Origin of the sequence: Streptomyces sp. DI166, assembly GCF_900091315.1 — a bacterium.
Classification (GTDB): domain Bacteria; phylum Actinomycetota; class Actinomycetes; order Streptomycetales; family Streptomycetaceae; genus Streptomyces; species Streptomyces fuscus.
The window spans coordinates 14,086-40,509 of sequence record NZ_FLSP01000053.1; the positions used below are offsets into that span (position 1 = coordinate 14,086).

General features: G+C 71.4%; 25 protein-coding genes. 10 read left to right on the forward strand and 15 right to left on the reverse strand.

Features of this window, described 5'->3' with window-relative positions; genetic code table 11:
* Positions 1–7: 7 nt before the first annotated feature.
* Positions 8–1,426, reverse strand: coding sequence for a GH39 family glycosyl hydrolase (locus GA0115233_RS24135; RefSeq protein WP_093722378.1), 1,419 nt, complete (start codon positions 1,424–1,426; stop codon positions 8–10).
* 134 nt (positions 1,427–1,560) lie between these two features.
* Here GA0115233_RS24135 and GA0115233_RS24140 point away from each other — a divergent pair, with 134 nt between their 5' ends.
* Together GA0115233_RS24140 and GA0115233_RS24145 are read left to right on the forward strand one after the other, a co-directional pair.
* Positions 1,561–2,655, forward strand: a complete 1,095-nt coding sequence (locus GA0115233_RS24140; RefSeq protein WP_093722379.1) for a DUF5925 domain-containing protein — start codon at positions 1,561–1,563, stop codon at positions 2,653–2,655.
* A gap of 31 nt (positions 2,656–2,686) precedes the next feature.
* Entirely contained in the window at positions 2,687–3,454 is a 768-nt protein-coding gene (locus GA0115233_RS24145; RefSeq protein ID WP_093722380.1) for a DUF72 domain-containing protein, read from the forward strand.
* Positions 3,455–3,464: 10 nt separating this feature from the next.
* Here GA0115233_RS24145 and GA0115233_RS24150 read toward each other — a convergent pair whose 3' ends face one another.
* Positions 3,465–3,836, reverse strand: coding sequence for a GntR family transcriptional regulator (locus GA0115233_RS24150; protein ID WP_176711924.1), 372 nt, complete (start codon positions 3,834–3,836; stop codon positions 3,465–3,467).
* 71 nt (positions 3,837–3,907) lie between these two features.
* Here GA0115233_RS24150 and GA0115233_RS24155 point away from each other — a divergent pair, with 71 nt between their 5' ends.
* Both GA0115233_RS24155 and GA0115233_RS24160 read left to right on the forward strand, forming a co-directional pair.
* On the forward strand, positions 3,908–4,831 hold the full coding sequence (locus tag GA0115233_RS24155) for a GNAT family N-acetyltransferase (RefSeq protein WP_093722382.1): 924 nt from the start codon (positions 3,908–3,910) through the stop codon (positions 4,829–4,831).
* Positions 4,812–5,312: a DUF402 domain-containing protein gene (locus GA0115233_RS24160; protein WP_093722383.1), complete on the forward strand. Its 501-nt coding sequence runs from the start codon at positions 4,812–4,814 to the stop codon at positions 5,310–5,312. The genes GA0115233_RS24155 and GA0115233_RS24160 overlap by 20 nt, the downstream gene beginning before the upstream one ends.
* A 3-nt stretch (positions 5,313–5,315) precedes the next feature.
* Here GA0115233_RS24160 and GA0115233_RS24165 read toward each other — a convergent pair whose 3' ends face one another.
* Both GA0115233_RS24165 and GA0115233_RS24170 read right to left on the reverse strand, forming a co-directional pair.
* The gene (locus tag GA0115233_RS24165; RefSeq protein ID WP_093722384.1) at positions 5,316–5,930 is read right to left on the reverse strand and encodes a class I SAM-dependent methyltransferase; all 615 of its coding nucleotides are present in this window, start codon (positions 5,928–5,930) and stop codon (positions 5,316–5,318) included.
* Between the two features lie 27 nt (positions 5,931–5,957).
* Positions 5,958–7,202 carry an RNA-guided endonuclease InsQ/TnpB family protein gene (locus GA0115233_RS24170; protein WP_176711925.1) on the reverse strand — a complete coding sequence of 415 codons (1,245 nt, stop codon included), beginning with the start codon at positions 7,200–7,202 and terminating at the stop codon, positions 5,958–5,960.
* 50 nt (positions 7,203–7,252) lie between these two features.
* Here GA0115233_RS24170 and GA0115233_RS24175 point away from each other — a divergent pair, with 50 nt between their 5' ends.
* From GA0115233_RS24175 to GA0115233_RS24185, 3 genes are all read left to right on the forward strand, one after another.
* Positions 7,253–7,411, forward strand: a complete 159-nt coding sequence (locus GA0115233_RS24175) for an Arc family DNA-binding protein (RefSeq protein WP_093722385.1) — start codon at positions 7,253–7,255, stop codon at positions 7,409–7,411.
* A gap of 215 nt (positions 7,412–7,626) precedes the next feature.
* Positions 7,627–7,764: a hypothetical protein gene (locus GA0115233_RS41185; protein WP_093722386.1), complete on the forward strand. Its 138-nt coding sequence runs from the start codon at positions 7,627–7,629 to the stop codon at positions 7,762–7,764.
* 176 nt (positions 7,765–7,940) lie between these two features.
* On the forward strand, positions 7,941–8,972 hold the full coding sequence (locus GA0115233_RS24185; RefSeq protein ID WP_093722387.1) for a lytic polysaccharide monooxygenase auxiliary activity family 9 protein: 1,032 nt from the start codon (positions 7,941–7,943) through the stop codon (positions 8,970–8,972).
* A gap of 56 nt (positions 8,973–9,028) precedes the next feature.
* Here GA0115233_RS24185 and GA0115233_RS24190 read toward each other — a convergent pair whose 3' ends face one another.
* The gene (locus GA0115233_RS24190; RefSeq protein WP_093722388.1) at positions 9,029–9,889 is read right to left on the reverse strand and encodes an esterase/lipase family protein; all 861 of its coding nucleotides are present in this window, start codon (positions 9,887–9,889) and stop codon (positions 9,029–9,031) included.
* 146 nt (positions 9,890–10,035) lie between these two features.
* On the reverse strand, positions 10,036–10,479 hold the full coding sequence (locus tag GA0115233_RS24195; RefSeq protein WP_093722389.1) for a MarR family winged helix-turn-helix transcriptional regulator: 444 nt from the start codon (positions 10,477–10,479) through the stop codon (positions 10,036–10,038).
* 101 nt (positions 10,480–10,580) lie between these two features.
* On the opposite strand from GA0115233_RS24195, the gene GA0115233_RS24200 reads away from it, so the two are divergent.
* On the forward strand, positions 10,581–10,955 hold the full coding sequence (locus GA0115233_RS24200; protein WP_093722390.1) for a cupin domain-containing protein: 375 nt from the start codon (positions 10,581–10,583) through the stop codon (positions 10,953–10,955).
* Here the strand turns inward: GA0115233_RS24200 and GA0115233_RS24205 are convergent.
* The 3 genes from GA0115233_RS24205 to GA0115233_RS24215 are packed head-to-tail and all read right to left on the reverse strand — an operon-like array spanning position 10,933 to position 16,486.
* Positions 10,933–12,072 carry an NADAR family protein gene (locus tag GA0115233_RS24205; RefSeq protein WP_093722391.1) on the reverse strand — a complete coding sequence of 380 codons (1,140 nt, stop codon included), beginning with the start codon at positions 12,070–12,072 and terminating at the stop codon, positions 10,933–10,935. The two genes, GA0115233_RS24200 and GA0115233_RS24205, sit on opposite strands and share 23 nt — an antisense overlap.
* Positions 12,073–12,089: 17 nt before the next feature.
* Positions 12,090–13,064 (reverse strand): DNA polymerase Y family protein, encoded by a 975-nt coding sequence (locus GA0115233_RS24210; protein ID WP_093722392.1) that lies wholly within the window; start codon positions 13,062–13,064, stop codon positions 12,090–12,092.
* Complete coding sequence (locus tag GA0115233_RS24215; RefSeq protein WP_093722393.1) at positions 13,061–16,486, reverse strand: DNA polymerase III subunit alpha; 3,426 nt, start codon at positions 16,484–16,486, stop codon at positions 13,061–13,063. Before GA0115233_RS24215 ends, GA0115233_RS24210 begins: the two co-directional genes overlap by 4 nt.
* Positions 16,487–16,619: 133 nt before the next feature.
* Between GA0115233_RS24215 and GA0115233_RS24220 the strand changes: the two genes are divergently transcribed.
* Positions 16,620–17,672: a DUF3533 domain-containing protein gene (locus GA0115233_RS24220; protein WP_093722394.1), complete on the forward strand. Its 1,053-nt coding sequence runs from the start codon at positions 16,620–16,622 to the stop codon at positions 17,670–17,672.
* A gap of 257 nt (positions 17,673–17,929) precedes the next feature.
* Here the strand turns inward: GA0115233_RS24220 and GA0115233_RS24225 are convergent, their stop codons facing one another.
* The 4 genes from GA0115233_RS24225 to GA0115233_RS24240 all read right to left on the reverse strand — a co-directional run bounded on the left by GA0115233_RS24225 (position 17,930) and on the right by GA0115233_RS24240 (position 22,615).
* Positions 17,930–19,012 (reverse strand): S1 family peptidase, encoded by a 1,083-nt coding sequence (locus GA0115233_RS24225; RefSeq protein ID WP_093722395.1) that lies wholly within the window; start codon positions 19,010–19,012, stop codon positions 17,930–17,932.
* Positions 19,013–19,287: 275 nt separating this feature from the next.
* Positions 19,288–20,157 carry a slipin family protein gene (locus GA0115233_RS24230; protein WP_093722396.1) on the reverse strand — a complete coding sequence of 290 codons (870 nt, stop codon included), beginning with the start codon at positions 20,155–20,157 and terminating at the stop codon, positions 19,288–19,290.
* 158 nt (positions 20,158–20,315) lie between these two features.
* Positions 20,316–21,224, reverse strand: a complete 909-nt coding sequence (locus GA0115233_RS24235) for a S1 family peptidase (RefSeq protein WP_093722397.1) — start codon at positions 21,222–21,224, stop codon at positions 20,316–20,318.
* 221 nt (positions 21,225–21,445) lie between these two features.
* Entirely contained in the window at positions 21,446–22,615 is a 1,170-nt protein-coding gene (locus GA0115233_RS24240) for a DUF5685 family protein (protein WP_093722398.1), read from the reverse strand.
* 313 nt (positions 22,616–22,928) lie between these two features.
* Between GA0115233_RS24240 and GA0115233_RS24245 the strand changes: the two genes are divergently transcribed.
* On the forward strand, positions 22,929–23,366 hold the full coding sequence (locus tag GA0115233_RS24245; protein WP_093722399.1) for a cell division protein SepF: 438 nt from the start codon (positions 22,929–22,931) through the stop codon (positions 23,364–23,366).
* 47 nt (positions 23,367–23,413) lie between these two features.
* Here the strand turns inward: GA0115233_RS24245 and GA0115233_RS24250 are convergent, their stop codons facing one another.
* Together GA0115233_RS24250 and GA0115233_RS24255 are read right to left on the reverse strand one after the other, a co-directional pair.
* Entirely contained in the window at positions 23,414–24,592 is a 1,179-nt protein-coding gene (locus GA0115233_RS24250; RefSeq protein ID WP_093722400.1) for an acyl-CoA dehydrogenase family protein, read from the reverse strand.
* Positions 24,593–24,681: 89 nt separating this feature from the next.
* Positions 24,682–26,280: an MFS transporter gene (locus GA0115233_RS24255; RefSeq protein ID WP_093722401.1), complete on the reverse strand. Its 1,599-nt coding sequence runs from the start codon at positions 26,278–26,280 to the stop codon at positions 24,682–24,684.
* Between the last annotated feature and the right edge of the window lie 144 nt (positions 26,281–26,424).

Sequence of the window (26,424 nt, forward strand, 5' to 3'; positions counted from 1 at the left end):
GGCGCGGTCAGGTGGCCCGGTCGAGCCACCTGACCTCGTACGCCTGGAGTTTGACCCGCTTGCCGTCGACAGTCGCCGTCGTGGAGCGGTCCAGGGTGTTGACGACGAGGGCGGTCCGGTCGGTGGCCAGCACGCGCAGGTGGTCGGGCGCGGACAGGTCGCGGTACTCGGTGCCGGGCGGGAAGGCGGCCGCGAACCGGGACAGCAGGCCGTACAGGGGCAGTTCCCGCCCGCCCTCCGCCCGGTCGGTGGGGGTCCACAGGCAGCCGGGGCAGTCGGTGCCCTTCTCCGCCTCGGGGTTCCAGTAGAAGCCGGAGGTGGCGCCGCCCCTGGCCATGGCGATCAGTCCGGCGGCGTGCACGGCCGCCCGGCGGGTCTCGGACCAGCCGTGCCGGTTGTCGTCGCCGTCGGCGGGCTCGACGTAGTACTCGGCCCACCACAGGGGCAGTTCGCCCCCGGTCTGCCGCCGCACCCACTCGCCGACGGCGGTGAACTTGTCGGTCGCCGCGAACTCGTCGGGGAGCAGTTCGTCGTGCCGGGTGTAGCTGGAGCCGTCCACCACCACGAAGTCGGCGCCCGCCTTGTGCTCGTTCCAGTAGGAGAAGGCGTCCAGCACGCGGCGGTCCATCGCGCCCCAGGCGCCCTTCAGGGTCGGGGAGGCGTGCGTCTCGCGCGGGTCGAGGCTGTCCATCACCAGGTAGGGGCCGCCGACCTGGATCTGGGGGTTGACCTTTTTCAGGGCGCGGTAGACGCGGTTGTACAGGTCTGTGTAGCCCTCGTGGTCCCAGCGGGCCTCGGCGTCGTTCCAGAAGCCCTTGAACTCGTTCCACACGATGAAGTGCCGTACGTCCGGATACCGCTTGGCGACCGTGGCGGCGAGCGCGGCGAAGTCGTCGAAGTGCTCGGGGTCGGGGGCGGTCTCCAGGGCGGCCTGGCTCCAGTCGGTGTTGTCGACCCCGGCCTCGCCGCCCTTCATCCAGTCCGGCGCGCAGCACAGGGTGACCACGGGGGTGCCGCCGGAGGCGCGCACGAAGTCGATCCGGCGGTCCATGGCCTCGAAGTCGTAACGCCCCTCCACCGGTTCGGGGTTGTCCGCGCCCCAGCCCATCAGGTGCTGGATCTGCGGCAGTCCCCCGCTGTCGGCGATCCGCCGCTCGACCCGCTCGGACGCCGCGGAGCTGCCCTCGTCGGCGCTGAACTGGGTGTGCGTGAACCCCCAGCCCACCTCGGGTTCGGCCGCGCCGTTCACGGGGGCGGGGGTGCCGTGCACCTTGTCGCCCTCCCGTGAGGTGCCCGCGGTGCTCGCGCCGCCGTCGGGAAGCGTGTTGAGCAGGGTCACCACCAGGGCCAGAGCGGCGGCCCCCACACCGAGCAGCGCGGTGAGCCGCCACCGCCGTGCCCCCGAATTCCACCCATGTCGTCCCATCGAGGGCAACGGTAACGGCGGGAACGGCCGCGGTGGCAGGCTTTGGTGCTCAACAGTCCTGTTGCAATCGCCGATCACCGGCCTCCGCGTGGAAATCCAGTGCACGACGGGCGTTCGTGCCGGATCATGACGACATGTCTGCGAACCCACACGACGCTCTGCCGATCCGGCTCAACGTCGACGACAGCGACTCCCCGTCCGATGTCGTCGACGCGCTGTTCCTCGGCCGCTTCGCGACGGGCGAGCAGCCTTACTCGCACGCGGCCAACATCGACCGGGTGCGCTCCGGCGCGACCCTGCTGCCGCCCGGCGCCCGGGTGCTGCGCGTGGCCCGTGACGACGACCGCAGCGCGACGCTGGCGGAGGGCGACGGCTGGACCGTGCTGATCTCCCGCTGGAGCCGCGGCGCCGACGTCACGGTGACCGCGACCACCGCGGAGCTGGCGAAGAAGGTCCTGGAGCAGGCCACCGACGGCGCGGCGGACGAGCCGGAGCCGCAGCCGGAGAACGTCACCATGGGCTTTTGGTACGTCTCCCCCAGGCGCGGCCCGCACCGCACCACCCGCCAGATCTCGGCGGGCACCTGGGAGGAGGTGCGGGCCAACTACACGGCGCCGGTGGCGGACGCGATGGACCGCCTGATGAAGACCACGCCGGAGGACATCGCGGGCCGGCTGCTCCTGCTGCACGGCCCGCCCGGCACCGGCAAGACCTCCGCGCTGCGCACCCTGGCCCGCTCCTGGCGGGACTGGTGCCAGGTGGACTGCGTCCTGGACCCCGAGCGGCTGTTCAGCGATGTCGGCTATCTCATGGACATCGCGATCGGCGAGGAGGACGGCACCGGCAAGGGCCGCTGGCGGCTGCTGCTCCTGGAGGACTGCGACGAACTGATCCGCGGCGAGGCCAAGCACACCGCCGGGCAGGCACTGTCCCGGCTGTTGAACCTCACCGACGGGCTGCTCGGCCAGGGCCGCAATGTGCTGGTGGGCGTCACCACCAACGAGGACCTGGAGCGGCTCCATCCGGCCGTGGTGCGCCCGGGTCGCTGTCTGGCCCGTATCGAGGTCGGTCCGCTGACCAGGGACGAAGCGGTGGGCTGGCTGGGCACCGAGGAGGGTGTGGGCCGCGAGGGCGCCACGCTGGCGGAGCTGTACGCGCTGCGCCGGGGCACCTCGCCCACGGCACTGCCGGAGCCGCGCGGCGGGGCGGACGCGGGGCTGTACCTGTAGCGCCCGGCCGCTCCGGTGCTTTGATGGTCGTATGACCCTGTTCGTCGGCACGTCGGGGTGGCAGTACAAGGACTGGCGGGACGTCCTGTACCCGCCGGGGTGCCCGATGCGGCTGTGGCTGGAGGAGTACGCGGCACGGTTCGCGACGGTCGAGCTGAACAACGCCTTCTACCGGCTGCCGTCGCGGGAGAACTTCGCGGCGTGGCGGGAGCGGGTGCCCGGCGACTTCGTGGTCGCGGTGAAGGCCAGCCGCTATCTGACCCACATCAAGCGGCTGCGCGAGCCCGAGGAGCCGGTGCGGCGGCTGATGAGCCACGCCGAGGGCCTGGGCGGCCGGCTGGGCCCGGTACTGCTCCAGCTCCCCCCGACCCTGCGGGCCGACCCCGCCCTGCTCGACGCCTGCCTGGCCTGTTTCCCGGCCGGGACGCGGGTGGCGGTGGAACCCCGGCACGACTCCTGGTGGACCCGTACGGTCCGGGAGGTCCTGGAGTCCCGGGGCGCGGCCCTGTGCTGGGCGGACATCCTCGCCCGCCCGGTCGCCCCGCTGTGGCGCACCGCGGACTGGGGGTACGTCCGTTTCCACCAGGGCCGGGCCCGGCCGTGGCCGCGCTACGGCAGACAGTCACTGTCGACCTGGGTGACCCGCATCGCGCAGACCTGGCCGGACAGCCGGGACGTGTACGCGTACTTCAACAACGACCCCGGTGGGGCGGCGGTCCGGGACGCGGTGGTGTTCGCCCGGCTGGCGGCGAGGGCGGGCCTGACGGTGACGCGGGTGCCGGAGACCGTGCCCGCGTGACGACGTCCGCTCAGCCGGTCCCGTACACCGCCCGCAGGGCGTCCCGTGCGGCGGACAGGGCCTCCTCCTCCGCGAGCCCGAGCCGACGGACCCGCTCGGCGTACGCCTGCGCGGCGGCCGCGGCCTCCCGCTCCGCGGCGGAGCCGGCCGCGGCCACGAAGGTGCCGTTGCGGCCCCGGGTCTCGATCACCCCGTCCGTCTCCAGCGCCCGGTAGGCCTTGGCGACCGTGTTCGCGGCGAGGCCCAGCGCCTCGGCGAGCCCGCGCACGGTCGGCAGCCGGTACCCGACCGGCAGCACACCGGCGCGCGCCTGCTCGGAGATCTGCGCCCGCACCTGCTCGTACGGCGGCGCGCTGTCATCGATGTGGATCTTCAAGGTCACGGACCGATTGTCCCGTACCCGGCGGAAAATAAGAGGCAGTGGGACCTGCCCCGGTCGTAACGTGCGGCCACATGACTGTCATCGTGCGCGAGATCGGACCCGGCGTCCGAGCGGACCTGGAGGGCTTCGCCACCGTGCGGCGAAAGGCCCTGCCGTTCTTCATCCTGACCCCGGACTCCCTCGCCTACGACCTGGACCACTACCCCGCCGCCGCCCACTACCGGCCGCTGGTGGCCGAGGCGGACGGCGAGATCATCGGCAGCGCGCAGGTGGGCCTGCTGCACGAGAACCCGGGACCTTCGCAGGGCTTCGTCAATGTGTACACGCGCCCGGACCGCACCCGCCGCGGCGCGGGCACGCTCCTGGTGCGGGCCGCCGAGGAGTATCTGGCCGGTCTGGGGGCGACCCGGCTGCTCGCCTGGGTCCTGGACGAGCCCGCCAACCGGGCCTTCGCCGAGGCGCACGGCTACCGCGCCGGCCGCTCCGCGCACTTCCTCCGCCTCGACCTCGCGCGGCTTCCGCCGCTCCAGGAGGTGCCGCCGGGGGTGGAGCTGCGTACGGCCGCCGACTTCGCGGACGACCCGCGGCCGTTGTTCGAGCTGGACGCGGAGACCACGGCGGACGAGCCCGGCGAGGCGGGTCCGGCCGAGCTGAACTACGACACCTGGCTTGACGACACCTGGCGCCACCCGCTGACCGACAGGGCGCTGACCACGATCGCCGTGGTCGACGGCCGCCCCGCCGCCTTCACCGCCGCGCGCACCGACGGCACCGGCCGCTACGGCACCGGTATGACCGGCACGGCCCGCGCGTTCCGCGGCCGGGGCCTGGCCAAGCTCGCCAAGAACCACTCCCTGCACCGGGCGCGTGAGGCGGGCTGCACGGAGGCCTTCACCGGCAACGACACAGGAAACGGACCCATGCTGGCGATCAACAAGTGGTTCGGCTACGAGATCTGCGCGACGGAGGTGCGTTATGTCCGTGAACTCGGCTGACCGCGAAGGGCAGGTGGACGTGGTTTTGGTGAAGGCGGGCCGCACGAAGATGCGTTACCCGGCCACCCTCCTCCAGGACGACGGCACCCGCATCACCGTCCGCGCCGACTTCGCGAGCGACAAGCCCCGCGACTTCGGCTTCGTCCGCTTCGAACCGGGCGACGTCTTCACCGAGTACTACTGGCGCGACCGCTGGTACGCGATCAAGGCGGTCCACACCTCCCGGGGCACCCTGAAGGGCTGGTACTGCGACATCGCCCGCCCGGCGACCTTCCAGGGCACGGAGTTGGTCGTGGAGGACCTGGACCTGGACCTGTGGCGCTCGGCCGACGCCACCGACATCCGCCGCCTGGACGAGGACGAGTTCGAGGAGAGCGGCCTGCGACACCGCGACCCCGAGGCCGCGGCGGCGGCACTGGCGGCCCTGACCGAACTGGAGTTGCTGGCCCACTCCGGCGACTTCGAGTCCCTGCTGACCTGAGCCTCACAGCCGCGCCACCACGGCATACCGCTCGTCGTCGACCTCCTTGCCCCACAGCCGCGGATCCCCGGACAGGTGTTCCAGGCACACGTCCGGGACCAGGGGCGCGAGCAGACCGGCGAGCCGCTCGGCGGAGATACCGACGGGGCTGACGCTGCCCCACACGCCCTCGACCAGCACGAGCCGCCCGCCGGGCCGCAGCAGCCCGCGCCAGTGCCGCAGGACGCGCTCGGGGCCGGGCAGCGCCCACAGCACGTGCCGGACGAGCACCACGTCGAACCGCTCCTCCCCCACGGGCGGCACCGCCGCGTCACCGACCAGGAACGCGGCGTCACGCCCGGCGAGCTTGGCGCGGGCGAGGCCGATCATGGCCGGGGACCGGTCCACGCCGGTGACCCGGTGCCCCTGCTCGGCCGCGAGCAGCGACAGGCTGCCGGTGCCGCAGCCGAGGTCGAGGACGTCGCCGCGGCGGTCCGGCAGCCAGGTACGCAGCCGGTCGGCCCAGGCCCGGCGTACCTCGGGGTCGCGCAGACCGTGGTCGGGCTCGTCGTCGAAGGTGGCCGCCGCCGCGTCCCAGTCGGTACGCGGCGCGGTCGTGTCGTCACCGTCGTGTGTCATACGGCCGAGATTGACATCCTCCCCGCCCTAAAGGGCGGGGATTCCTGGCTCACGTTGGCTGGGGACCAGCGGTCCGCCGGCTCTTACACGATCAGCACCAGCCGGGTTGAGACCAGCCCGGACCAGCATCACGCGGGCGGAGTTCTTGTCCCTGGGGGATACGACTCCGCACGCGGTGCAGGTGTAGGTACGTTCTGAAGGAGGAAGTGCGTGCTTGGTTCTCGCTCCGCACGACGCGCAGTCCATGGTGGTGTGCGCGGGATGCACGAGGCGGATGTCCCGTCCGTGCTTGCGGCCCATCTCGATCAGGGCCGTCTTGGTGGCGCCGATCGCCGCGTCGGCGGCTTTGCGGGCCATGGTGGTCTTCGCGAGGAACTTCGGCCGGAAGTCCTCGACGGCGATCGCGTCATGGTCGCGGACTACGCGCTTGGCCCACTTGCGGGCGGTGTCCTGCCGCTGCCGGGCGACCTTCTTGTGCAGCTTCGCCGCCTGCGCCTGCGCCTTCCGGTAGCCCTTGGATGCGGCCTGTCCCCTGTCGGGGCGGCGGCGGGCCATCATCCGCTGGTAGCGGGCCAGCTTCTGTGCGGCGGTCTTCCCGTGCTGGGCGTGCGGGAGGTCGTGCGCGTCGCTGGTGGTGGTCGCGGTCTCCCTGACGCCCCAGTCGACGCCGAGGACCGCGCCCGTGGCGGGCAGCGGCTGCACCTCGGAGGCGACGACGAACGACGCGTACCAGTGCCCCGCGCTGTCCTGGTAGACGCGCACCGAGGTGGGTGCGGCGGGGAGGTCGCGGGACCAGACGACCGTCAAGACGATCCCGCCGGCGACGTGCAGGCGGCCGTCCTTGAGGCGGAATCCGCGCTGCGTGTAGTTCAGGGTGGGCAGCGCCTCGCGCTTCTTCTTCGGCTTCGGCATCCCGGCGCGCTGCCGGAGCGGAAGCCGGGCCTTGATGTCCTTGAGTGCCTTGGCGCGGGATGTGGCGAAGTCGCGGATGGTCTGCTGTTGCGGCACCGAGCTGCCTTCGCGCAGCCACGACATGGCGGTGCGGGCCTCGGTCAGCATCTTGTCGAGCTGCGCCGGGCCGCACGTCGTTTTCTCGGCGGCGTCGCGGTTCAGGTGGTGGACCTTGCGGGACATGGCCACGCACTCGTTCCACACCCACCGGCAGCGCGCCCACTCGGCTTCAAGGCCCGCGCGGGCGGTCGACGACACCCGGAGCCGGTAGGTGTACCGGGCGTGCCCGGCGTCCCCCGAAACCTTCTCCCGTGTCGCCATGACACCACTCTACCACCAGCCGACCACTCGAAACCCACTACCATGGGGTCATGGATGAAGAGAAGCGCATCACGCTCCGTCTGCCCGCCGACCTGCACGAGTGGCTGGCCGCTCAGGCCAAGTCCGCCCGCAGGTCCCTCAACTCCGAGATCGTCTACCGACTGGAGGTCGAGCGCGACACCGCCGGGGCCGACGCCGAATCGCCCTGACGGCGATTCGGCTTTTCCTGCCCTGCTCCGCAGGAGTCCGATTCCTCCCCGGCCTGAAGGCCGGGGCATCCTCGGAGGGACCCGGTGACACGCGCCACTGACAGGCAATTCGTGACAACCACCACTGACAGGACACCCGGCGATGAGGAACTCTCGGCGAAAGGGTCTACCACCGTGCCAACGCGGGAACTCGGTAGGCACCGAAGGAGGCAGCCATGCGCCGCATCACCGTGCAGAAGCCCCTGAAAAAGAGCCAGTCCGGGCGGTCCGCCCGCGACGAGGCCGACGAGCGTCCCGCCGGTCGTCCGGAGGTCCGCAAGGACATCGCACGGACGTGGTGGCCGGACGGCTGATCCGGACCGGTTGAATCCGGTCCTACCTGATCTCAGTCTGAGTGCTTCCTTAAAGCGAGCATAAGGATCTCCATCACCCGCCTCCAACAGGCGATTTCACGGTTTTCTCGGGCTAGCTTGCTGATCGCCCCCACGGGCCCGGCAAGCAACCGACGACCGTTCCCCAGGAGTTCCCCATGCCCGCACGCCGCAGGGTCGCCACCACCGCGTCTATCGCCGCCGCCGGCGTCGCGCCGCTCGTCCTGACCGCGCTCGGCGCCGCGCCCGCGGCGGCGCACGGTTCGATGGGCGACCCCGTCAGCCGGGTCTCGCAGTGCTACGCGGAGGGCCCCGAGAGCCCCGAGTCCGCCGCCTGCAAGGCCGCTGTCGCGGCGGGCGGCACACAGGCGCTGTACGACTGGAACGGCATCCGCATCGGCGACGCGGCCGGGCGCCACCAGGAGCTGATCCCCGACGGCAAGCTGTGCAGCGGCGGCAACGACGCCTTCAAGGGCCTGGACCTGGCGCGCGCCGACTGGCCGGCCACCTCCGTCAGCAGCGGCTCGCACACCTTCAAGTACCGCGTGACCGCCCCGCACAAGGGCACCTTCAAGGTGTACATCACCAAGGACGGCTACGACCCCACCAAGCCGCTCGCCTGGGGCGACCTGGACCTGGCGAACCCGGTCGCGACGGCCACCGACCCGGCCGCGTCCGGCGGCTTCTACACCTTCTCCGGCACCCTGCCGAAGCGTTCCGGCAAGCAGGTCCTGTACGCGGTGTGGCAGCGCTCGGACAGCCCGGAGGCGTTCTACGCCTGCTCCGACGTCACCTTCGGCGGCTCCTCGGGAGGTGGCGGCACCACGACGCCCGAGACCTCCCCCGCGCCCACCGCCTCCGCCCCCTCCGAGGAGCAGATCGAGGACGGCGCCGACCAGTCGACGATCGAGCACGGCGGCCACGGCGACCAGGACGCGAACACCACCGCCGACCCGGTCGACGAGAAGGACGACGCGAAGGACAGCGCGGACAACGACGCGAAGAACGACGCGAACGAGCCTTCCGCCGAGCCCAACGAGCCCAGGGCCGACGGTGTCGGGCAGAACCTCGCCGAGACCGGTGGCGACAGCTCCACCGGGTACCTCGCGATGGGCGGCGCGGCGGCGCTCGCGCTCGGCGCAGCGGCCCTGTTCATGTCGGTCCGGCGGCGCGCCACGAACGGCCGCTGACCTCCAGAACTCCGGGGTCCGACCGGCGGCTCAGGCCGGTTGGACCCCGGCGGTGCTCAACTGAACACCGACGCGCAGGTGGTGGGCTTCGCCTTCGCCGGGTCGAGGGCGTTGGCCACCTCGTGGAAGGCGATCCGGTCGATCAGTCCGATCGCCACATGCTCCGAGAGGTCCACCGGGCACAGGTCCTGGAGCAGCACGTTGCGTACGTTCGACCCGCTCAGGAACTGGCTGCGGTAGGGCGTGACCACCTCGTCGTACTTGGTCGCGATCACCGTGTACTTGACGCCCGGCACGGTGTCGCCGCCCGCGTTCAGCTTGGTGAGGAACGCGGAGCCGACGATCTGGTCGGCGAGTGCGGGCGTGAGGGAGGAGATCAGGTCCTCGGCGCCCGGGAAGAAGGGCAGCAGATTGGTGAGCCCGGACAGATTGGTGCCGTGGTTCGACGGCGCGATGCCGACGAGGGCGTTCACCTCGGCCGCTCCGCCGAGGAACTTCAGGTAGTAGCGCGGCATCATCCCGCCCTGCGAGTGGCCGACCAGGTCGACCTTGGCGGCGCCGGTGGCGGCGCGCACCTTGTCGACGAAGGCGTCCAGTTGCTCGGCCGACTTGTCGATGGGCCCGAGGCCGTGGAAGAACGGCACGCCGGGCAGCTGGCCGTAGTCGAGGGAGAAGACGCAGTAGTTCCGCGCGGTCAGATAGGGCGCGAGGCCCAGCCAGTTGTCGACGGAGTTGCCGAGGGTGCCGTGCACCAGCACGACGGGGCGCGGGTGGGCGCTGGAGGGCTTGCAGTTGTAGTTGTTCCAGCCGGAGCTGGGCGCGGAGGCGGCCTGAGAGGCGGAGGCGGGGACGAGGGTGACCGTGGCGGCGAGCAGGAGGCCGAGGGCGGGTCTGAACAGTCTCTTCCAGGGCAGCATCGGGTGATCTCCTTGCGGCTCAAGGGAGTGGCGATGGCCTTACGCCCTGTGATCCGGATCACGGGATGCTGGTTCACTTGTCAAGTTACGGACCAGTAGTTCAAGTGGGAAGTTACGCGTCAGTAAAAACTTCCAGTGCTAACCGGTCACCACGAAGGGCGCACCGGCCCGCTGGGCGCGATCCCCAGCAAGTGCCGCCTGAGCTGCGCAACTTCCGCCTCACCGAGCACCGAGCACCACTCCCGCACCACATCGGCCGCCGCCTCCTCCGCGGCCCGCGTGTTGGCCCACCCCAGCTCGGTCAGCACCAGCAACCGGGCCCGCGCGTCGCCCGGATGGGGCCGCCGCTCGACGTACCCCTTGCGCACCAACTCCTCCACGAGCTGGCTCGCCGCCTGCTTGGTGACCCCCAGATGCGCGGCCACCTCGGACACGGTCGCCCCGCCCGCCGCGATCCGCGTGAAGGCGAACCCGTAGGCCGACTTCCCCTCGAAACCGCGCGCGACGACACCGTCGTTGATGCGTCGCACCAGCTCACCGGCGGTGGCGAGGAGCGCGAAGGACAGGGAGAGGGCCTCGGAGTTCTGCACGGGGGCATTCAAACACCCTTGACGATCCGGTCAAGCGGCTTGACCATGGGGACAGTCAAAGTAGTCAAGCAGCTTGACTACTTCCGTGCAGGGGGAGAGCCATGCCCGTCATCCGTTCGTCCGAGGCCGTGACCCATGAGATCCACGGCGCCCGTTTCGTCTCGTACGCCACCCCGCTCACCGGCAGCAAGGAGCTGTGCGCCTGGCGCGGCGAGGTCCCGCCGGGCACCAAGGCACCGGCGCACACCGTCAGCAAGGAGGAGATCCTGCACCTCCTCGTCGGCACCCTGCGCGTCACCCTGGACGGCGACACCGCCGACCTCGCGGCGGGCGACACCCTGATCGTCAACGCGGGCTCGACCCTGGCCGTCGAGAACCCGACCGATCAGACCGCGCTGACCTGGGTGACCACGTCCGTCGGCCTGACCGCGGAACTGGCCGACGGCACCGTACTCACTCCCCCGTGGGCCAACTGACCCGCGCCACCAGCAGTTCGGAGCGCACCAGCTCCAGCAGCCGTCCGACCCAGTTGCGCCCCTGGCCGTCGCGCCCGTCCGTCCAGTACGGCGCCTCGTAGAAGCCGGTGTAGCTGATCCGCGCGTCCCCGGTGGACAGCAGGACGTCGGCCAGTCCGGGGTGCTGCCCGAACTTGGCCCGCAGCAGCTCGCCCATCACGCCGGCCCGCAACTCGGCCCAGCCGTCCCGCCGCGCCGCCCGTCCGCCCAGCTCATGGGCGTTCCGTGGGGTGGCCGCGGCACGGATGCGGTCGTGGTCGGCGGGGTCGGCGGCGGACAGGGCCCAGTAGGCGTGCAGGACGGAGGGGTAGGTCCGGCCGCCGAACTCGACCGGCACGGGATAGTCGTTGCGCAGCACGAACAGACCGGGGGTCTCGGGCCAGCCCCGGGGGTAGACGGTCTCGTGGGACACGAGGGCCGGGCGGACGGGGCCGTCCCGGTCGTCGGCGTGCACGACGGCCCGCCATTCCTCCTGCTTCTCAACGGATTCGTCACCGCGGTCGAAGTACTCCATAGCTTCCCGGTGCATCTCGGCGGTGACCACGGGCCCGTCGCCGTCGACTGCCTCCCCGAGGTCGGTGAGCAGGATCCGCAGGGGCCGGTCCTGGCGGTCCATGTCCCCGAGGACGTAGACCCGCAGATGCGCGGGCACACCCAGGTACGCCGCGCGCAGCAGCTCGCGGCTGGCCTCGGTCCGCTCCCGCCGATACCGCCGGATCGCCTCCATGAGCCGGTCCCTCACGGTCGTCCGCCCGCCCAGCTCCTCGATCTTGTCGATGACTTCGAGGAGGAAGCTGTCCGGCGTGCACACTTCCGGATTGCGCGAGCGCCACTTGGACACGTCCGCCGGAGGTTCGGGAGCCCAGGGGCTCCGGGCCGTGATCCAGCCGGACGCGAGCGACTCCGCCAACTCCTCCAGGTCCAGCCACTTCTCGCAGCGGACGGCCCCGTCCGCGAAGACATACAGGTCCTCGACGACGTAGTCCTCGCTGTACGGAACCCACTGCCACACGTGGCACCAGGCCCCGTCGATCCGCTCCCCGTCCACGACCCGATGGGTCGGCCCCCGCCAGCTCATGACCGCACCCTACGCGCTCACGCCGCCAGCGACCCCGGCACCACCGCTCGCGGCCCGAACTTCGCCCGCACCCGGTCCGCGACCTCCTCGATCCGGCGGACCTTCTCGTCCACGGGGTCGAAGCTGAGCTGGTAGGAGGCCTCCTCGGCGGAGTCGAGGCCCTCCGCCCGCAGCGCCAGCGACCGCACCCGGGCCCGTTGCAGGCCCAGCGCCTCGTACATGCCGTACGCCACGCGGGTCAGCGCGGCCGAGTGCGCGGTGGGCTCCTTCAGGGTGCGGCTGCGGGTGGTCGCGGAGCGGTCCGCGTACCGCACGGTGAGGGTCAGGGCGCCGCACACCTGGTCCAGCGCCCGCAGCCGCATCCCCAGTTCCTCCGCGGCCGAGAGCAGGGCGCGGCGGTGCCGGTCGGGGTCCAACTCGTCGCGGCCGAAGGGCCGTTCGGTCATCAGTGAGCGGGCGATCCCGTTCGGCACCACGCGTCCGCGGTCCACCCCGTTCGCCTTCTCCCGCAGCTCCCGTCCCGCCTTCGCGCCGACCAGCCGCTGCAGGGTGGACAGCGGGGCGGCGGCGACCCGGCCGAGGGTGTCGAGTCCGTACTCGCACAGGATGCGCGCGGTCGCCGTACCGACGCCGGGCAGCGCGCCCACCGGCTTGTCGGCGAGGAACTCCACGACGGCTTCCCGGTCCCCGGGCACCGCGCATGTCACCCCGGGCCGGGCCTCGCGCAGCGCCATCCGGGCCAGCATGGTGCCCGGCCCGGCCCCGATCACGCAGTCCACGCCGTACAGGGCGAGCGCCCGCACCCGGATCACGGAGGCCAGCTCCACCGCGCTGCGCCCGAAGTACCGTTCGGCGCCCCGCAGATCGACCAGCGCCCCGTCCGGGGGCAGCGCCTCGACGACGGGCGAGAACTCCTCCAGCAGCCCGAGCAGCCCCGGCAGGGCCGCCTCGTACATCGGCGACAGCTGGAAACGTACGCAGAGGATGGTCATCCCGCACTCCCCGGACTCTGGTGCCACAACTTCCGTGTCTGCGAGGGCTCCTGACCCGCGGGGCGCAGATCGGCCCACGGATGCATTTCGTAACCGGTCGGCATCTGGATGCGCCGGCCGCCGGTCGGGTCCGCGCCCGCCTCGGGCACCGGCTCCGCGAGCCGCGCCGCGACCACGTCCAGCCCTCCTTGCGCGCGCAGTTCGACCAGTTCGGCGAGGTTCCAGGCGGCGGACCCCACCACGCTGAGGCTGCGCGGGCCGCGCCGCTGCACCACTCCGCGCACCAGCAGCAGCCAGGAGTGGAAGACGGTGTGCGCGCAGGCGTCGTGGGAGTCGTCGAAGAAGGCGAGGTCGACCAGGCCGGTGCCGTCGTCGAGGGTGGAGAAGATGACCCGCTTGCCGGACCGGATCGGCGGCGTCTGGGTGGCCGCCTTGGCGCCCGCGACCAGCACCGTCTCCCCGTGCCGCGCCTCGCGCAGCCGGCGCGCGCTGACCACGCCCAGCTCGGCCAGGAACTCCCGGTGGTCATCCATGAGATTGCGCGAGGCGTCCATGGACAGCACCCCCAGCTCGGCGCTGAGCCGCTCGGCGGAGGACAGGTCGGGAAGACCGGCCGACGCGGTCTTCCGCCCACCGGTCAGCGGCAGTTGACCGCCGCCCGCGCCCCGCGCACCCCGGTGCAGCTCGGTCAAGTGCAATTGCAGATCACGCCGGTTGGCACCGAAAGCATCCAATGCGCCAACCTGGGCCAGCCGTTGGGCGAGCGGACGGCTCGGGCGGGCCCGCTCCCAGAAGTCCAGCAGGGAGGCGTACGGCCGCCCCGCCGCGATCCGCTCCGCCTCGGCCTCGCTGATGCCGTGCACATCGGAGAGGGCGAGCCGCAGCCCCCACACCTCCGGTGATTCAGACACCAGTTCGATACTGTGGGCGACCGCCGACCGGTTCACGTCCAACGGCAGGATCGGCACCCCGCGCCGCCGCGCGTCCGCCAGCAGCAGCCGCTTCGGGTACATCCCGGGGTCGTGGGTGAGCAGTCCGGCGTAGAAGGCGGCCGGGTGGTGCGCCTTCAGCCAGGCCGACTGGTACGTCGGTACGGCGAAGGCGACCGCGTGCGCCTTGCAGAAGCCGTACGAGCCGAAGGCCTCGACGATCTCCCAGGTCCGCCGGACCGTCTCCGCGTCGTACCCCCGGGCCGCCGCGTGCTGCGCGAACCACACCCTGATCCGCCCCTGCGACTCCGGGTCGGACAGCCCGCGCCGCACCCGGTCCGCCTCGGCCCGTCCGCAGCCGGTCATGATGTCGACGATGTCGATGATCTGCTCGTGGAAGACGACGACCCCGTACGTCCCCTTCAGCGGCTCCTCCAGATCCGGGTGCGGATAGCGCACCGGCGCCCGCCCGTGCCGTGCCTCGATGAACGGCCGCACCATGTCGGCGGCGACCGGCCCCGGCCGGAAGAGCGAGATGTCGACGACGAGATCGTGGAAGGTGGCCGGCTGGAGCCGCCCGACCAGATCCCGCTGCCCCGGCGACTCGATCTGGAAGCAGCCGAGCGTCTCGGTGGAGCGGATGAGCTGGTACGTCGCCGGATCGCCCGGCGGTACGGCGTCCAAGTCGATCCGCTTCCCCGTCGCCCGCGCCACCTCCGCGACCGCGTGCGCCATCGCCGACTGCATCCGCACCCCGAGCACATCCAGTTTGAGCAGCCCGAGGTCCTCCACGTCGTCCTTGTCGAACTGCGCCATGGGGAACCCCTCGCCGCTGGTCGGCATGACCGGCGTACGGCTGAGCAGGGAGGCGTCGGAGAGCAGCACTCCGCACGGGTGCATGGCGACCCCGCGCGGCAGCGCGTCCAGCGCCTCGGTCAGCTCCCACAGCTTCCCGTACTTCTCCTTCTCCCCCGCCAGCTCCCGCAGTTCGGGCAGCTCCTCCAGCGCGGCCCGGGCGTCGCGGGCCCGGATGTGCGGGAAGGACTTGGCGATGCGGTCGATGTCGGCGGGGTCCATGGACAGGGCCGCGCCCACGTCCCGGACGGCGTGGCGCACCCGGTAGGTCTCCGGCATCGCGACGGTGGCCACCCGCTCGGTGCCGAACCGGTCGATGATCGCGCGGTAGACCTCCAGCCGACGGGCGGACTCCACGTCGATGTCGATATCGGGCAGCACCATCCGCCGCTTGGACAGGAAGCGCTCCATCAGCAGCCCGTGCTCGACGGGGTCGGCGTGCGCGATCCCGAGCAGATGATTGACGAGCGAGCCCGCCCCGGACCCCCGCGCCGCCACCCGGATACCCATGCCCCGCACATCGTCCACGACCTGAGCAACCGTCAGAAAGTAAGTGGCGAAGCCGTGATGGGCGATGATGTCCAGCTCGCGATGCATCCGCTCCCAGTATTCGCGCCGGTCGGCATACCCCTTGAGCACCATCCCGGCCGCCGCCCGCGAGGCGAGCACCCGCTGGGCGGTACGGCGGTCCGCGCCGACCAGGTGCGGCTCGGGGAAGTGGACGGTACCGATGCCGAGGTCGTCCTCGGGGTCGACCAGGCACTCGGCGGCCGTGGCCCGCGTCTGCTCCAGCAGCCGGTGCGCGGTGTCCCGCCGGAAGCCCGCGGCCTCCACGATCCGCTCGGCGGCGTGCAGCATGGCGGCGGCGTCCTTCAGCCACGCCTCGCCGGAGTCCAGCTCCTTGGCGGGGTCGATGGGGACGAGCCGCCGGGCGGCGTCCAGGACGTCGGCGACCGGTCCCTGTCCGGGGTCGGCGTAGCGGACGGCGTTGCTGAGCACCGGCCGCACCTTCTGCTCGGCGGCGAAACCGACGGTACGGGCGGCCAGCCGCAGCGAGCCGGGCCCGGTGCCCTTGCGGCCGTGCCAGACGGCCTCCAGCCGCAGCGCGTCCCCGTAGACCTCCCGCCAGGGGACGAGCAGCCGGGCGGCGCGGTCGGGGCGCCCGGCGGCGAGGGCGCGGCCGACGTCGGAGTCGGGGCCGAGCAGGACGGTGAGGCCGTCGCCCCGGTTGGCGGACCGGGACAGCAGCGGCGGCCCTTCGCCGGAGTGCGCCGCCGTAACGATTCGGCAGAGGTCGGCCCAGCCGCGGGCACCGTCCCGGGCGAGAAAGGCGACCCGAGGTGTCGACTCATCGACGAAAGCACCCCCACGGACAGGAGCACGACGCTTCTCCCCCCGCACACCTTCCCGTCCGGCCCGAAGCCCCTCCACCGCCAGATCGACGCCGAACAGGGGACGCACCCCCGCCCTGGCGGCGGCCTTGGCGAAGCGGACGGAGCCGGCGAGGGTGTCGCGGTCGGTGAGGGCGAGGGCGTCCATGCCCCGCTCGGCGGCACGCTCGGCCAGCCGCTCCGGATGGGAGGCGCCGTAGCGCAGGGAGAACCCGGAGACGGTGTGCAGATGCGTGAAACCGGGCATCCACACCTCCGAAATCGAACATCAGTTCCCGACAGCCTCACCCCCACCATAGACCAAAACTCGAACGTCTGTACGACAACCGTTCGGCCCTCCCCCACCTGCGGAAACGCCCCTCGCCTCGGACCGTGGGGACATGACACGGAACGGCTTTCTCGCCGAGGTGAAGGACGCGGTCACCCCACGCGCCACCCTGCTCGTCCTCGGCGTGCTCGCCCTTCAGCTGCTGTTCATCGCCTCCTACGTGGGGGCGCTGCACGACCCGAAGCCGAAGGACGTGCCGTTCGCGGTGGCCGGCCCGCGAGCCGCGGCCGAACAGACGGCGACCAGGCTGGACCGGCTACCGGGCTCCCCGCTGGACCCACGCGTGGTGGCCGACGAGGCGACGGCCCGGGACCAGATCCTGAACCGCGAGATCGACGGAGCGCTGGTCATCCACCCGGACCGCACGACCGACACCCTCCTGGTCGCGAGCGGCGGCGGCACGGCCCTCGCGGTCACCCTGGAGAAGTACCTGACCACCCTGGAGACCTCCCAGCAGCGCACCCTGCGAACGGTGGACGTGGCCCCGGCCTCCCCGCACGACTTCAACGGACTGTCGGCCTTCTACCTGGTCATCGGCTGGTGCGTCGGCGGCTATCTGTGCGCCTCGGTCCTGGCGATCAGCAGCGGCGCCCGGCCCGTCAGCCCGCACCGGGCACTGATCCGGCTGGCGTCGATGGCCGTGGTGGCGATCGTCGGCGGACTCGGCGGCGCGGTGATCGTGGGCCCGATCCTGGACGCGCTGCCCGGAAGCCTGATGGCCCTGTGGGGCCTGGGCTCCCTGGTCATCTTCGCCGTCGGCGCGGCCACCCTGGCCTTCCAGGGCATCTTCGGCATCATCGGCATCGGCCTGGTGATCCTCCTGGTGGTCATCGCCGGCAACCCCAGCGCGGGCGGCGCCTTCCCCCTGCCGATGCTCCCCCCGTTCTGGGAAACAATCGGCCCCGCCCTCCCCCCGGGCGCCGGCACCTGGGTGGCCCGCTCGATCGCCTACTTCAACGGCAACGACACAACCGACGCCCTGCTGGTCCTCTCGGCGTGGGCGGCGGGCGGCATCGTGGTGACCTTGCTGGCGGCAGAACTACGAGCGAAACGCACCCGCAGAGAACCCCACACACCGACCACCTCCAGCCCGTCCGCCACATGAGAACACAGGCCAGCTGTACTCAGCCCGTCCGCCACATGAGAACACAGGCCAGTTGCACTCAGCCCGTCCGCCACATGAGAACGCAGGCCAGTTGCACTCAGCCCGTCCGGCGTTTGAGGACGAGGCCCTTTCAGGGCCGACAGCGGGGGTCCGGGGGCGGCAGCCCCCGGGGACGGGACGGGTAGGGGCGGCGGGGGCGAAAAAACCAGAGAGCCCCGCCCCCACCGAACAGGGACGGGACTCTCACACACAGACCGTCAGCCGATAGACGCCCCCGTCACCGACAACGCCTCGGTCACCGGCTGGAAGAACGTCTCCCCACCGGAGGAACAGTCCCCGCTCCCCCCGGACGTGAGCCCCACCGCCTTGTCCCCGGAGAACAACGACCCACCACTGTCCCCCGGCTCCGCACAGACATCGGTCTGGATCAGCCCGTTGACGATGTCACCGTTGCCGTAGTTCACCGTCGCGTCCAGCCCGGTCACCACCCCGGAGTGCACCTGCGTGGTGGACCCACTCCGCGTGACCTCCATACCGACCGTCGCCTCGACCGCCCCGGAGATCGCCTGCGCGGACCCGTCGTAGAGGTTGACCTCGCTCGGGTGCTCCACGTCGGCCGTGTACTTCACCAGCCCGTAGTCGTCGCCGGGGAAGCTGGACACCTCATTGGTACCCAGCTCGTTCCCGTTCGCGTCCTGCCAGTTCGTGATCCCCTCGGTGCAGTGCCCCGCGGTCAGGAAGAACGGCTCCCCGCCCATGACCACGTTGAAGCCCAGCGAACACCGCCCCCGCCCGTCGGTGATGGCGTCGCCACCGGCGATGAAGGGCTTGAACTCCCCCTTCGTCCGCTGGAGTTCCGCCTTCCCACCGAGCCCCTCGACGACCTCGCCGAGCTTCTTCCACTCGGCGTCGGACACCGTACGGTCGGCGGTGACGACGATTCTGTTGGTCGTCGGGTCGGTCACCCAGGAGGTGCCCGGAATCGTCGCGTCCTTCTTGAGCGTGCCGCGCGCGCTCTTCAGCTCGGCCAGCGAGTTCGTCACGACCCGGGCCTTGGCCCCGGCCTCCTCGACCGCTTCCGCCGCGCTCTCGTCCAGGACGTTCACGACGAGGTTCTTGCTCTGTGCGTCGTAGTACGTGCCGGCCGCGGCGTTGCCGAGATCCTGGACCAGCGTCGAGGCGAGCTTTCCGGCCGCCGTGACCGACAGGGGCCGGGGCTCGGCGGTCGTCGAGGGCTCACTCGCGTTCGCAGTCTGGAAGGTGACTCCCGCGGCCACCAGCGCGGCAATGCCCGCGCCGACCGCGGCGGCCCGCCGCTTGGGTATGCGTCGGTGCTTCAACTCACGTCCTCCTGTGGGGGGTCGGCCGAGAGGTTGTGGGGACCCCTCGAACCGGAAGGCGTTCGGCCACAGAGGCGGCGCACAGCAAAAAGCCGCGTCCGTGCCGGTTGATCGCCGCCCACTATTCCGATCCTCACAGGGGGCACACAAGGTCGACTCCAGGACGTACACACGGCCGTCACACCACATCCCCGCCCTCTTGACCGCACACGGTCACTCCAGCCGGGTTCGCACTGCAAACACTGTGCAGGACAAGCCACATCGGCAGGCGCGACCTACTCCTGGCCGGAATCCGCCCTCTCCCGGTCCCGCTCCACGAGCGCCTCGGCAGCCGGCGCCGCGGCCACCGCCCCGGGCCCCGACCCCTGCCCCGGCCCCGCCCCCGGCTGCTGCGCCTTCTCCAGGAACCTCAGCAGTTCCACCGGGAACGGCAGCACCAGCGTGGAGTTCTTCTCGGCCGCCACCGCCACCACCGTCTGCAGCAACCGCAGTTGCAGTGCGGCGGGGGTGTCGGCCATCTGCTGGGCGGCCTCGGCGAGCTTCTTCGACGCCTGGAGCTCGGCGTCGGCGTTGATGACGCGGGCCCGCCGCTCACGGTCCGCCTCGGCCTGCCGGGCCATGGACCGCTTCATCGTCTCCGGCAGGGAGACGTCCTTGATCTCCACCCGGTCCACCTGCACGCCCCACCCCACGGCCGGGCTGTCGATCATCAGCTCCAGACCCTGGTTGAGCTTCTCGCGGTTGGAGAGCAGGTCGTCCAGCTCGCTCTTGCCGATGATCGACCTGAGCGAGGTCTGCGCCATCTGCGAGACCGCGAACCGGTAGTCCTCCACCTTGATCAGCGCGCTCGCCGGGTCCACGACCTTGAAGTACACGACCGCGTCCACCCGCACGGTCACGTTGTCCCGCGTGATCCCCTCCTGCGCCGGGACCGGCATCGTCACGATCTGCATGTTCACCTTGTGCAGCCGGTCCACCAGCGGAACGACCATGGTGAACCCCGGCTCCCGCACCTCACCCCGCAGCCGCCCCAGCCGTAGCACCACGCCACGCTCGTACTGCTTCACCACGCGCGCCGCGGCCATCACATAGACCACGCCCGCCGACGCGACCGCCGCTCCCGCCGCCACCAGTTCCTCGACCATCACGGCCCCCAGGGTCCGATGTGGACGCATCAGGTTGTCAGGTGCCCACCTGGTGTCTGTCTCGACCGTAACTCCGCGCCCGGGACAAGGGCGAGCCCCCGCACGCCGGTTGCGTGCGGGGGCTCTTCAGGCGCTGCCGGAGGTGTCCGGACCCGCTCCTAGAAGACGCTCATGCCGTAGGCGTTGAGGGCCTCCACGACGGGCTGGAAGAAGGTCGTACCGCCGGAGGAGCAGTTGCCGCTGCCGCCGGAGGTCAGACCGTAGGCGGTGCCGTTGCTGCCGTAGAGCGGGCCACCGGAGTCGCCGGGCTCGGCGCAGACGTTGGTCTGGATCATGCCGTAGACGATGTCACCGCCGCCGTAGTTGACGGTCGCGTTGAGCGCGGTGACCCGGCCGGTGTGGATGCCGGTGGTGGAGCCGTCCCGGATGACACTGGTGCCGACGGTGGGGTTGGCCGCGCGGACGATGTCCGTGTTGCCCGCGGTGCCCGACTTGGCGATCGAGGTGTTGGTGTAGCGCACCAGGCCGTAGTCGTTGGTCGGGAAACTGGAACCCGCGGTCGGGCCGAGGACGGTCGTACGGCCGGAGTTGGAGTACCAGGTACCCGCGCCGTCGGTGCAGTGACCGGCGGTGAGGAAGTAGTAGGCGCCCGAGCTGTTGCGGACGTTGAAGCCGAGGGAGCAGCGCCAGCTACTCGCATAGATGGCGTCGCCGCCCGCGATGTACTTCTGGAACTTGCCCGGGGTGCGCTTGATGGTGAGGGCGTCGGCGTTGGCGCCCGCCTGCTGCCGGATCTTGGCGATCTCGGCCTTGGAGACCGTGCTGTCGACGGTGACGACGACCCGGTTGGTCTTGCTGTCGACGGCCCAGGCGGTGCCCGGCACGTCGGCCTTGAGCACCGAGGTGCTCGCACTCTTCAGCTGGCCGGCGCTGAAGGTGGTGGGGGTGTCGGCCGCGTTCGCGCTGGGGATCGCGATGGCTGCGGCGGCCACGATGCCGGTGGATACGGCGATCAGCCGGGTCCGTCTCGTGATGCCGCTGCGGGGGGTAGTGCGCTTGATCCTCACTTTTCGTTCCTCCACATGGGAAGTCGGGGGCCCTCGTGGGGTTCGGGCCCGTGAGGCGCAGCCAGGAGCCGGACTCGTCCGGATTCCGAACACGCCGTGCCCCTGACAAGCGCTGTGGGGGAGTATTCGGCCGCACGGCCGATAGGCGCAAGAGCGCCTTTCGGCCGTCAACCGTTGAATCGCCTACCACCTGACGGGGTGTCAAGGCCCCGTCGCATGCCTCAGCAGTCGCACCCGCAGTCACAGCCGTCGCAGCAGCCGCCGTCGTCGCCGCAGCAATTCGAGCAGCAGTCACAGCAGTTGCAGCAACTGTCGCAACCGCCGCAATCGCAATTGGCGCACGGCCCTTGGCGCCGCTCACGCGACCAGGGGTCCTCGTACTCCCCGCAACAGACCTGACAGGTACAAGCCAAACCCAGCCATACCGCGCACCCCGCGAGCAGTCCCCGGCGGTCCCGCCGGGGCGGCTCGGGAGGCGGCCCGGCCGGGCCGCCCGGACCGCCGGGCGGCGGGGCGTACGGGGCGTGCGCGCAGGAGGGCGCGCCGAACGCCCGGTCCACCGACCGCCGCAGTTCGTGCACCAGCAGCAGGTGCACCAGATGCGGATCGGTGAACTCGACCTCGCGCAGCGTCAGCCGGATGCCGTGCAGCGCGTCGTCGGCCAGCCGCCGCGCCTCCGTCAGGGACGTCCCCGTCGCCGTCAGCGGGTTCCAGGCTCCTGACGCCGCGTCAGCCTCCCTGTCTTCCACGGCGTCCAGCAGATGCGCCAGCCGCCCGAACAGCCGCCCCGCCTCGGCGAGCGGCTCGGCGTTGGCCGGCCGCCCGGCCAGCACCGCCGTGTGCGCGAAGGCCGCGGCCGTGGCCGTCTCCGTCGGCTCGGTCACCACCAGCAGCGGGGTGCCGGGTCCCGCCAGCGCCTCGATCCCGGTCTGCCGGTCGACCGCGTCGACCAGCAGGGCGGTGTCGAACCCGACCGCGGAACCGCCGCGCGCCCCCGCGGCACCCCAGCTCGACGCGACCCGGCGCGCGGCCAGCGCCACCGGCTTGCGCGCCAGCAGGCCGTCCCCGTCGGCGAGATGGTCGCGCACTTTCGCCGAGGCCAGCACCAGCGAGACCGCCGCCGCGAGCCGGGCCCCCTCGCCCCGCGCCACCGACGCCGTCCGCATCCCGCGCAGCGGGCACGGCCCGGCGGTGCGCCGCAGCCCTTCGGTGCCGACGGACTGAGCCTCCGTCAGAACCGAGATCAGCAGCCCGTCGTAGTTGGTGACCACCCGCGCGAACTGACCGTGGTCCCCGCGCAACGCCAGGCACAGACCGCACAGATGGGCCATCCACTGACCGGCGAACCGCTCCCCCAGCCGGTGGCGGCAGGGCCTGACTATTCCGAACACGGCATCCCCCGAGGTTGGCGCGACATGGAGCCGCCGCATCGTACCGGCCGTCCCTGAGGCCCCGTTCACGGCCTTCCGCATCACCCGTACGCACCGCGCCTCACCCATACGCCGCGAAGAATAATATTTCACTCACAGTCAGCAGCCGTGTGTGTCACGACCCTTGGCACTACTGGGCTCTCGACGGATGCGCTGTGCACCAGTACCGTCACAAACCCCCCGCGCGGCGTCTATCCACTTGGCGCGCTGTCCGCATCATGGATGACCATAGGGATGCGGAATGCAAGAAAGACCGCTGTGAGAGGAGGCGTCCATGGGATCGGTGCGCAAGGCGAGTGCCTGGCTGGGCCTCGTTGACGACAACGATGACGAGCGTTACTACGACGACGACTACTCCGAAGGGACCGAGTCCGGGGATGCCTGGGTCACCGACCCGCGGGTCAAGGTGGCCGCGGACGTCGCCGAGGAGCGGGGCCGCCGGATCGGCACGGTCACCCCGGACAGCTTCCGGGACGCCCGCGCGATCGGTGAGATGTTCCGGGACGGCGTCCCGGTCATCATGAACCTCACCGCCATGGAGGCCGCCGACGCCAAGCGCGTCGTCGACTTCGCGGCCGGTCTGATCTTCGGCCTGCGCGGTTCCATCGAGCGGGTGTCCACCCGGGTGTTCCTGCTGACCCCGGCCGACACGGAGATCGTCAGCGGCGAGCCCGCGGCGCACCGCACGGACGGTTTCTTCAACCAGAGCTGAGGCAGGGCCGCCGCCACGGCCCTGCCCCGCTGTTCAGTTCTCCGGGCTCACCGGAAGGCGTCGATGCCGGTGAGTGCCTTGCCCAGCACGAGCTGGTGCATCTCGACGGTGCCCTCGTACGTCAGCACCGATTCGAGGTTGGTCGCGTGCCGCATGATCGGGTACTCCAGCGAGATCCCGTTGGCACCGAGGATCGTCCGCGCCGTACGGCAGATGTCGATGGCCTCGCGGACGTTGTTGAGCTTGCCGAAACTGACCTGCTCCGGACGCAGGCGGCCGGCGTCCATCCGCCGCCCCAGATGGTGGGCGAGCAGAATCCCCTTGTGCAGTTCGACCGCCATGTCGGCGAGCTTGGCCTGGGTGAGCTGGAAGCCGCCGATGGGCCGCCCGAACTGCTCCCGTGACTTCGCGTAGTCGACCGCGGCCTCGAAACAGGAGCGGGCCGCGCCCATCGAGCCCCAGACGATGCCGTAGCGGGCGTGCGACAGACAGCTGAGCGGCCCGCGCAGCCCCGTGACCTCCGGGAGCACGGCGTCGCCGGGCAGCCGTACCTCGTCCATGACCAGTTCGCTGGTGACCGAGGCGCGCAGGGACAGCTTGTGCTTGATCTCGGGGGCGGAGAAGCCAGGGCTGTCGGTGGGTACGACGAACCCGCGGATCCCCTCCTCGGTCTGCGCCCAGACGACCGCCACCCCGGCGACGGACCCGTTGGTGATCCACATCTTCCGCCCGCTGAGGACCCAGTCGCCGCCGTCGCGCTTGGCGTACGTGCGCATGCTGGCCGGGTCGGAGCCGATGTCGGGCTCGGTGAGCCCGAAGCAGCCGATCACCTCGCCGGCCGCCATCCGGGGCAGCCAGGTCTGCTTCTGCTCCTCGCTGCCGAAGCGGTGGATGGCGTACATGGCCAGCGAGCCCTGTACGGAGACCAGGGAGCGGATACCGGAGTCGGCGGCCTCCAGCTCCAGACAGGCCAGCCCGTACTGGACCGCGGTGGCGCCCGCGCAGCCGTAGCCGCTCAGGGACATACCGAGCGCGCCGATCCCGCCCAGCTCACGGGCCAGCTCCCGGATGACGGGCAGCTCACCGGTCTCGTACCACTCGGCGACGTGCGGCAGCACCCGGTCGGCGGCCCAGCGCCGCACGGTGTCGCGGACCGCGAGGTCCTCGGGCTCCAGCAGATCGTCGATCCCGAGCGGATCGGCGGGATCGAACGGGGGCAACGGCATGGGAGACCCTCCGGCAGCTCAAAACTAGCAGCGCTAGTCACGGATTGAAGGCCGACGTTACGACGCAGTCTCCACCACGTCCAGGGCGGCTACGCGGACACCCTGGCCTCGGCCACCTCGCGTGGCGCCGGGACCTCCACGGGAGCGGGGGCGGGCTCGCAGTTCATCGTGCGGGGAAGCCTGAGCGCCATGACCGCGCCGAGCAGCAGCAGCCCCGCGCTGACCAGCAGCGTCACATGGAGACCGTGCACGAAGCAGTTCCGCGCGACCTCGCGCAGGGTGTCCCCCGCGGTGCCGCCCAGTCGCCCGGCCACCTCGTACGCCTCGCCGAGCGAGTGGCCGGCGGAGGCCGACGCGGAGGCGGGGACGCCGGGGACGGACGACAGGCCGGGCGCGTACGCCGCGTTCATCACGGTGCCCAGCAGAGCGATGCCGATGCCCGCGCCGAGCTGGTAGGAGGTCTCGCCGATGGCCGCCGCGCCGCCCGACTGCTCCGCGGGCGCCTCGCTGAGCATCGACTCGTACGCCCCGAAGAGCGTGGTCTCCAGGCCGAAGCCCAGCAGGACGAACCCGGAGAGCATCAGGGCGGGGTTGTCGGTGTGGCCCATCGCGGTCAGCAGCACCACGGCGAACGCGGTCAGACAGAACCCGGCGCACACCATCCGCCGCGGCCCGAACCGGCGCAGCATGCGTGCTCCGGCGAGCCCCGCACCCATCGCCGCGAAGGTCAGCGGCAGCAGGCGCAGGCCGGTCTCCAGCGGGGACAGACCAAGGACGAGCTGGAGGTACTGCGCCGCGATCAGCTCCAGGCCGACCAGCGCGAGCATCGCCAGCACGATGCAACCCACCGAGGTGCTGAACGCGGGCCGCGCGAACATCCGCAGGTCCACCAGGGGGTGCTTGCGGCGCCGCTGACGCCGTACGAAGAGAACGAGCAGCGCGGTCCCCAGCAGCAGGGGAAGCAGGGTGAGCACGTCCGCCTCGCCGCCGCCGAGGCGCTTGACGCCGAGCACGACCCCGAACAGGCCCGCGGCGGCCATCAGGGCGCCGATCACGTCCCAGGGGCCGTCGCCGTCGCCCTTGGACTCGGGCAGCAGCATCCGGCCCACCGGCAGGCTGACCAACATCAACGGAATGTTGACGAGGAACACCGAGCCCCACCAGAAGTGCTCCAGCAGGAACCCGCCGAGCAGCGGTCCGACGGCCGCGCCGACCGCCGCCACCGCACTCCAGATACCGATGGCCAGCGCCCGCTCGCGCCGGTCGGGGAAGACCTGGCGCAGGATCGAGAGCGTGGCCGGCATGATCATGGCGCCGCCGACGCCGAGCAGTGCCCGGGCCAGGATCAGCACCTGGGCGGTGTCGGCGAACGCGGCCAGCGCGGAGGCGACCCCGAACAGGCCGTAACCGAGGAGCAGGATGCGTCTGCGGCCCACGCGGTCACCGAGCGTGCCGAAGAGGATCAGCAGCGAGGCGCAGACGAGCGGGTAGACGTCGACGATCCAGAGCAGTTCTATGGCGCCGGGCTTGAGGTCCTCGGTGACAGCGGGCACCGCCACGTGCAGCACGGTGGCGTCGACGGCGACCAGCAGCAGGCTGGCGCACAACACCACGAGGACGACCCAGCGGTTGGCACCGGCCCCGGCCGCCCGACGGCGCAGCGCGGCGGCCGTGGTCGTCCCGGACATGTACGTACCTCCCAGATGTTCCCTCGCGTTCGGCGGGCACACGGGGTGGGGACTCCCCGTGACTCGGCCGGGGAGGAGCGGTGGTCCCCGGCCCGCGCAACGAAGCGAGTGACTCGTCAGCGTACGCGAGTCCATGCCCCGACC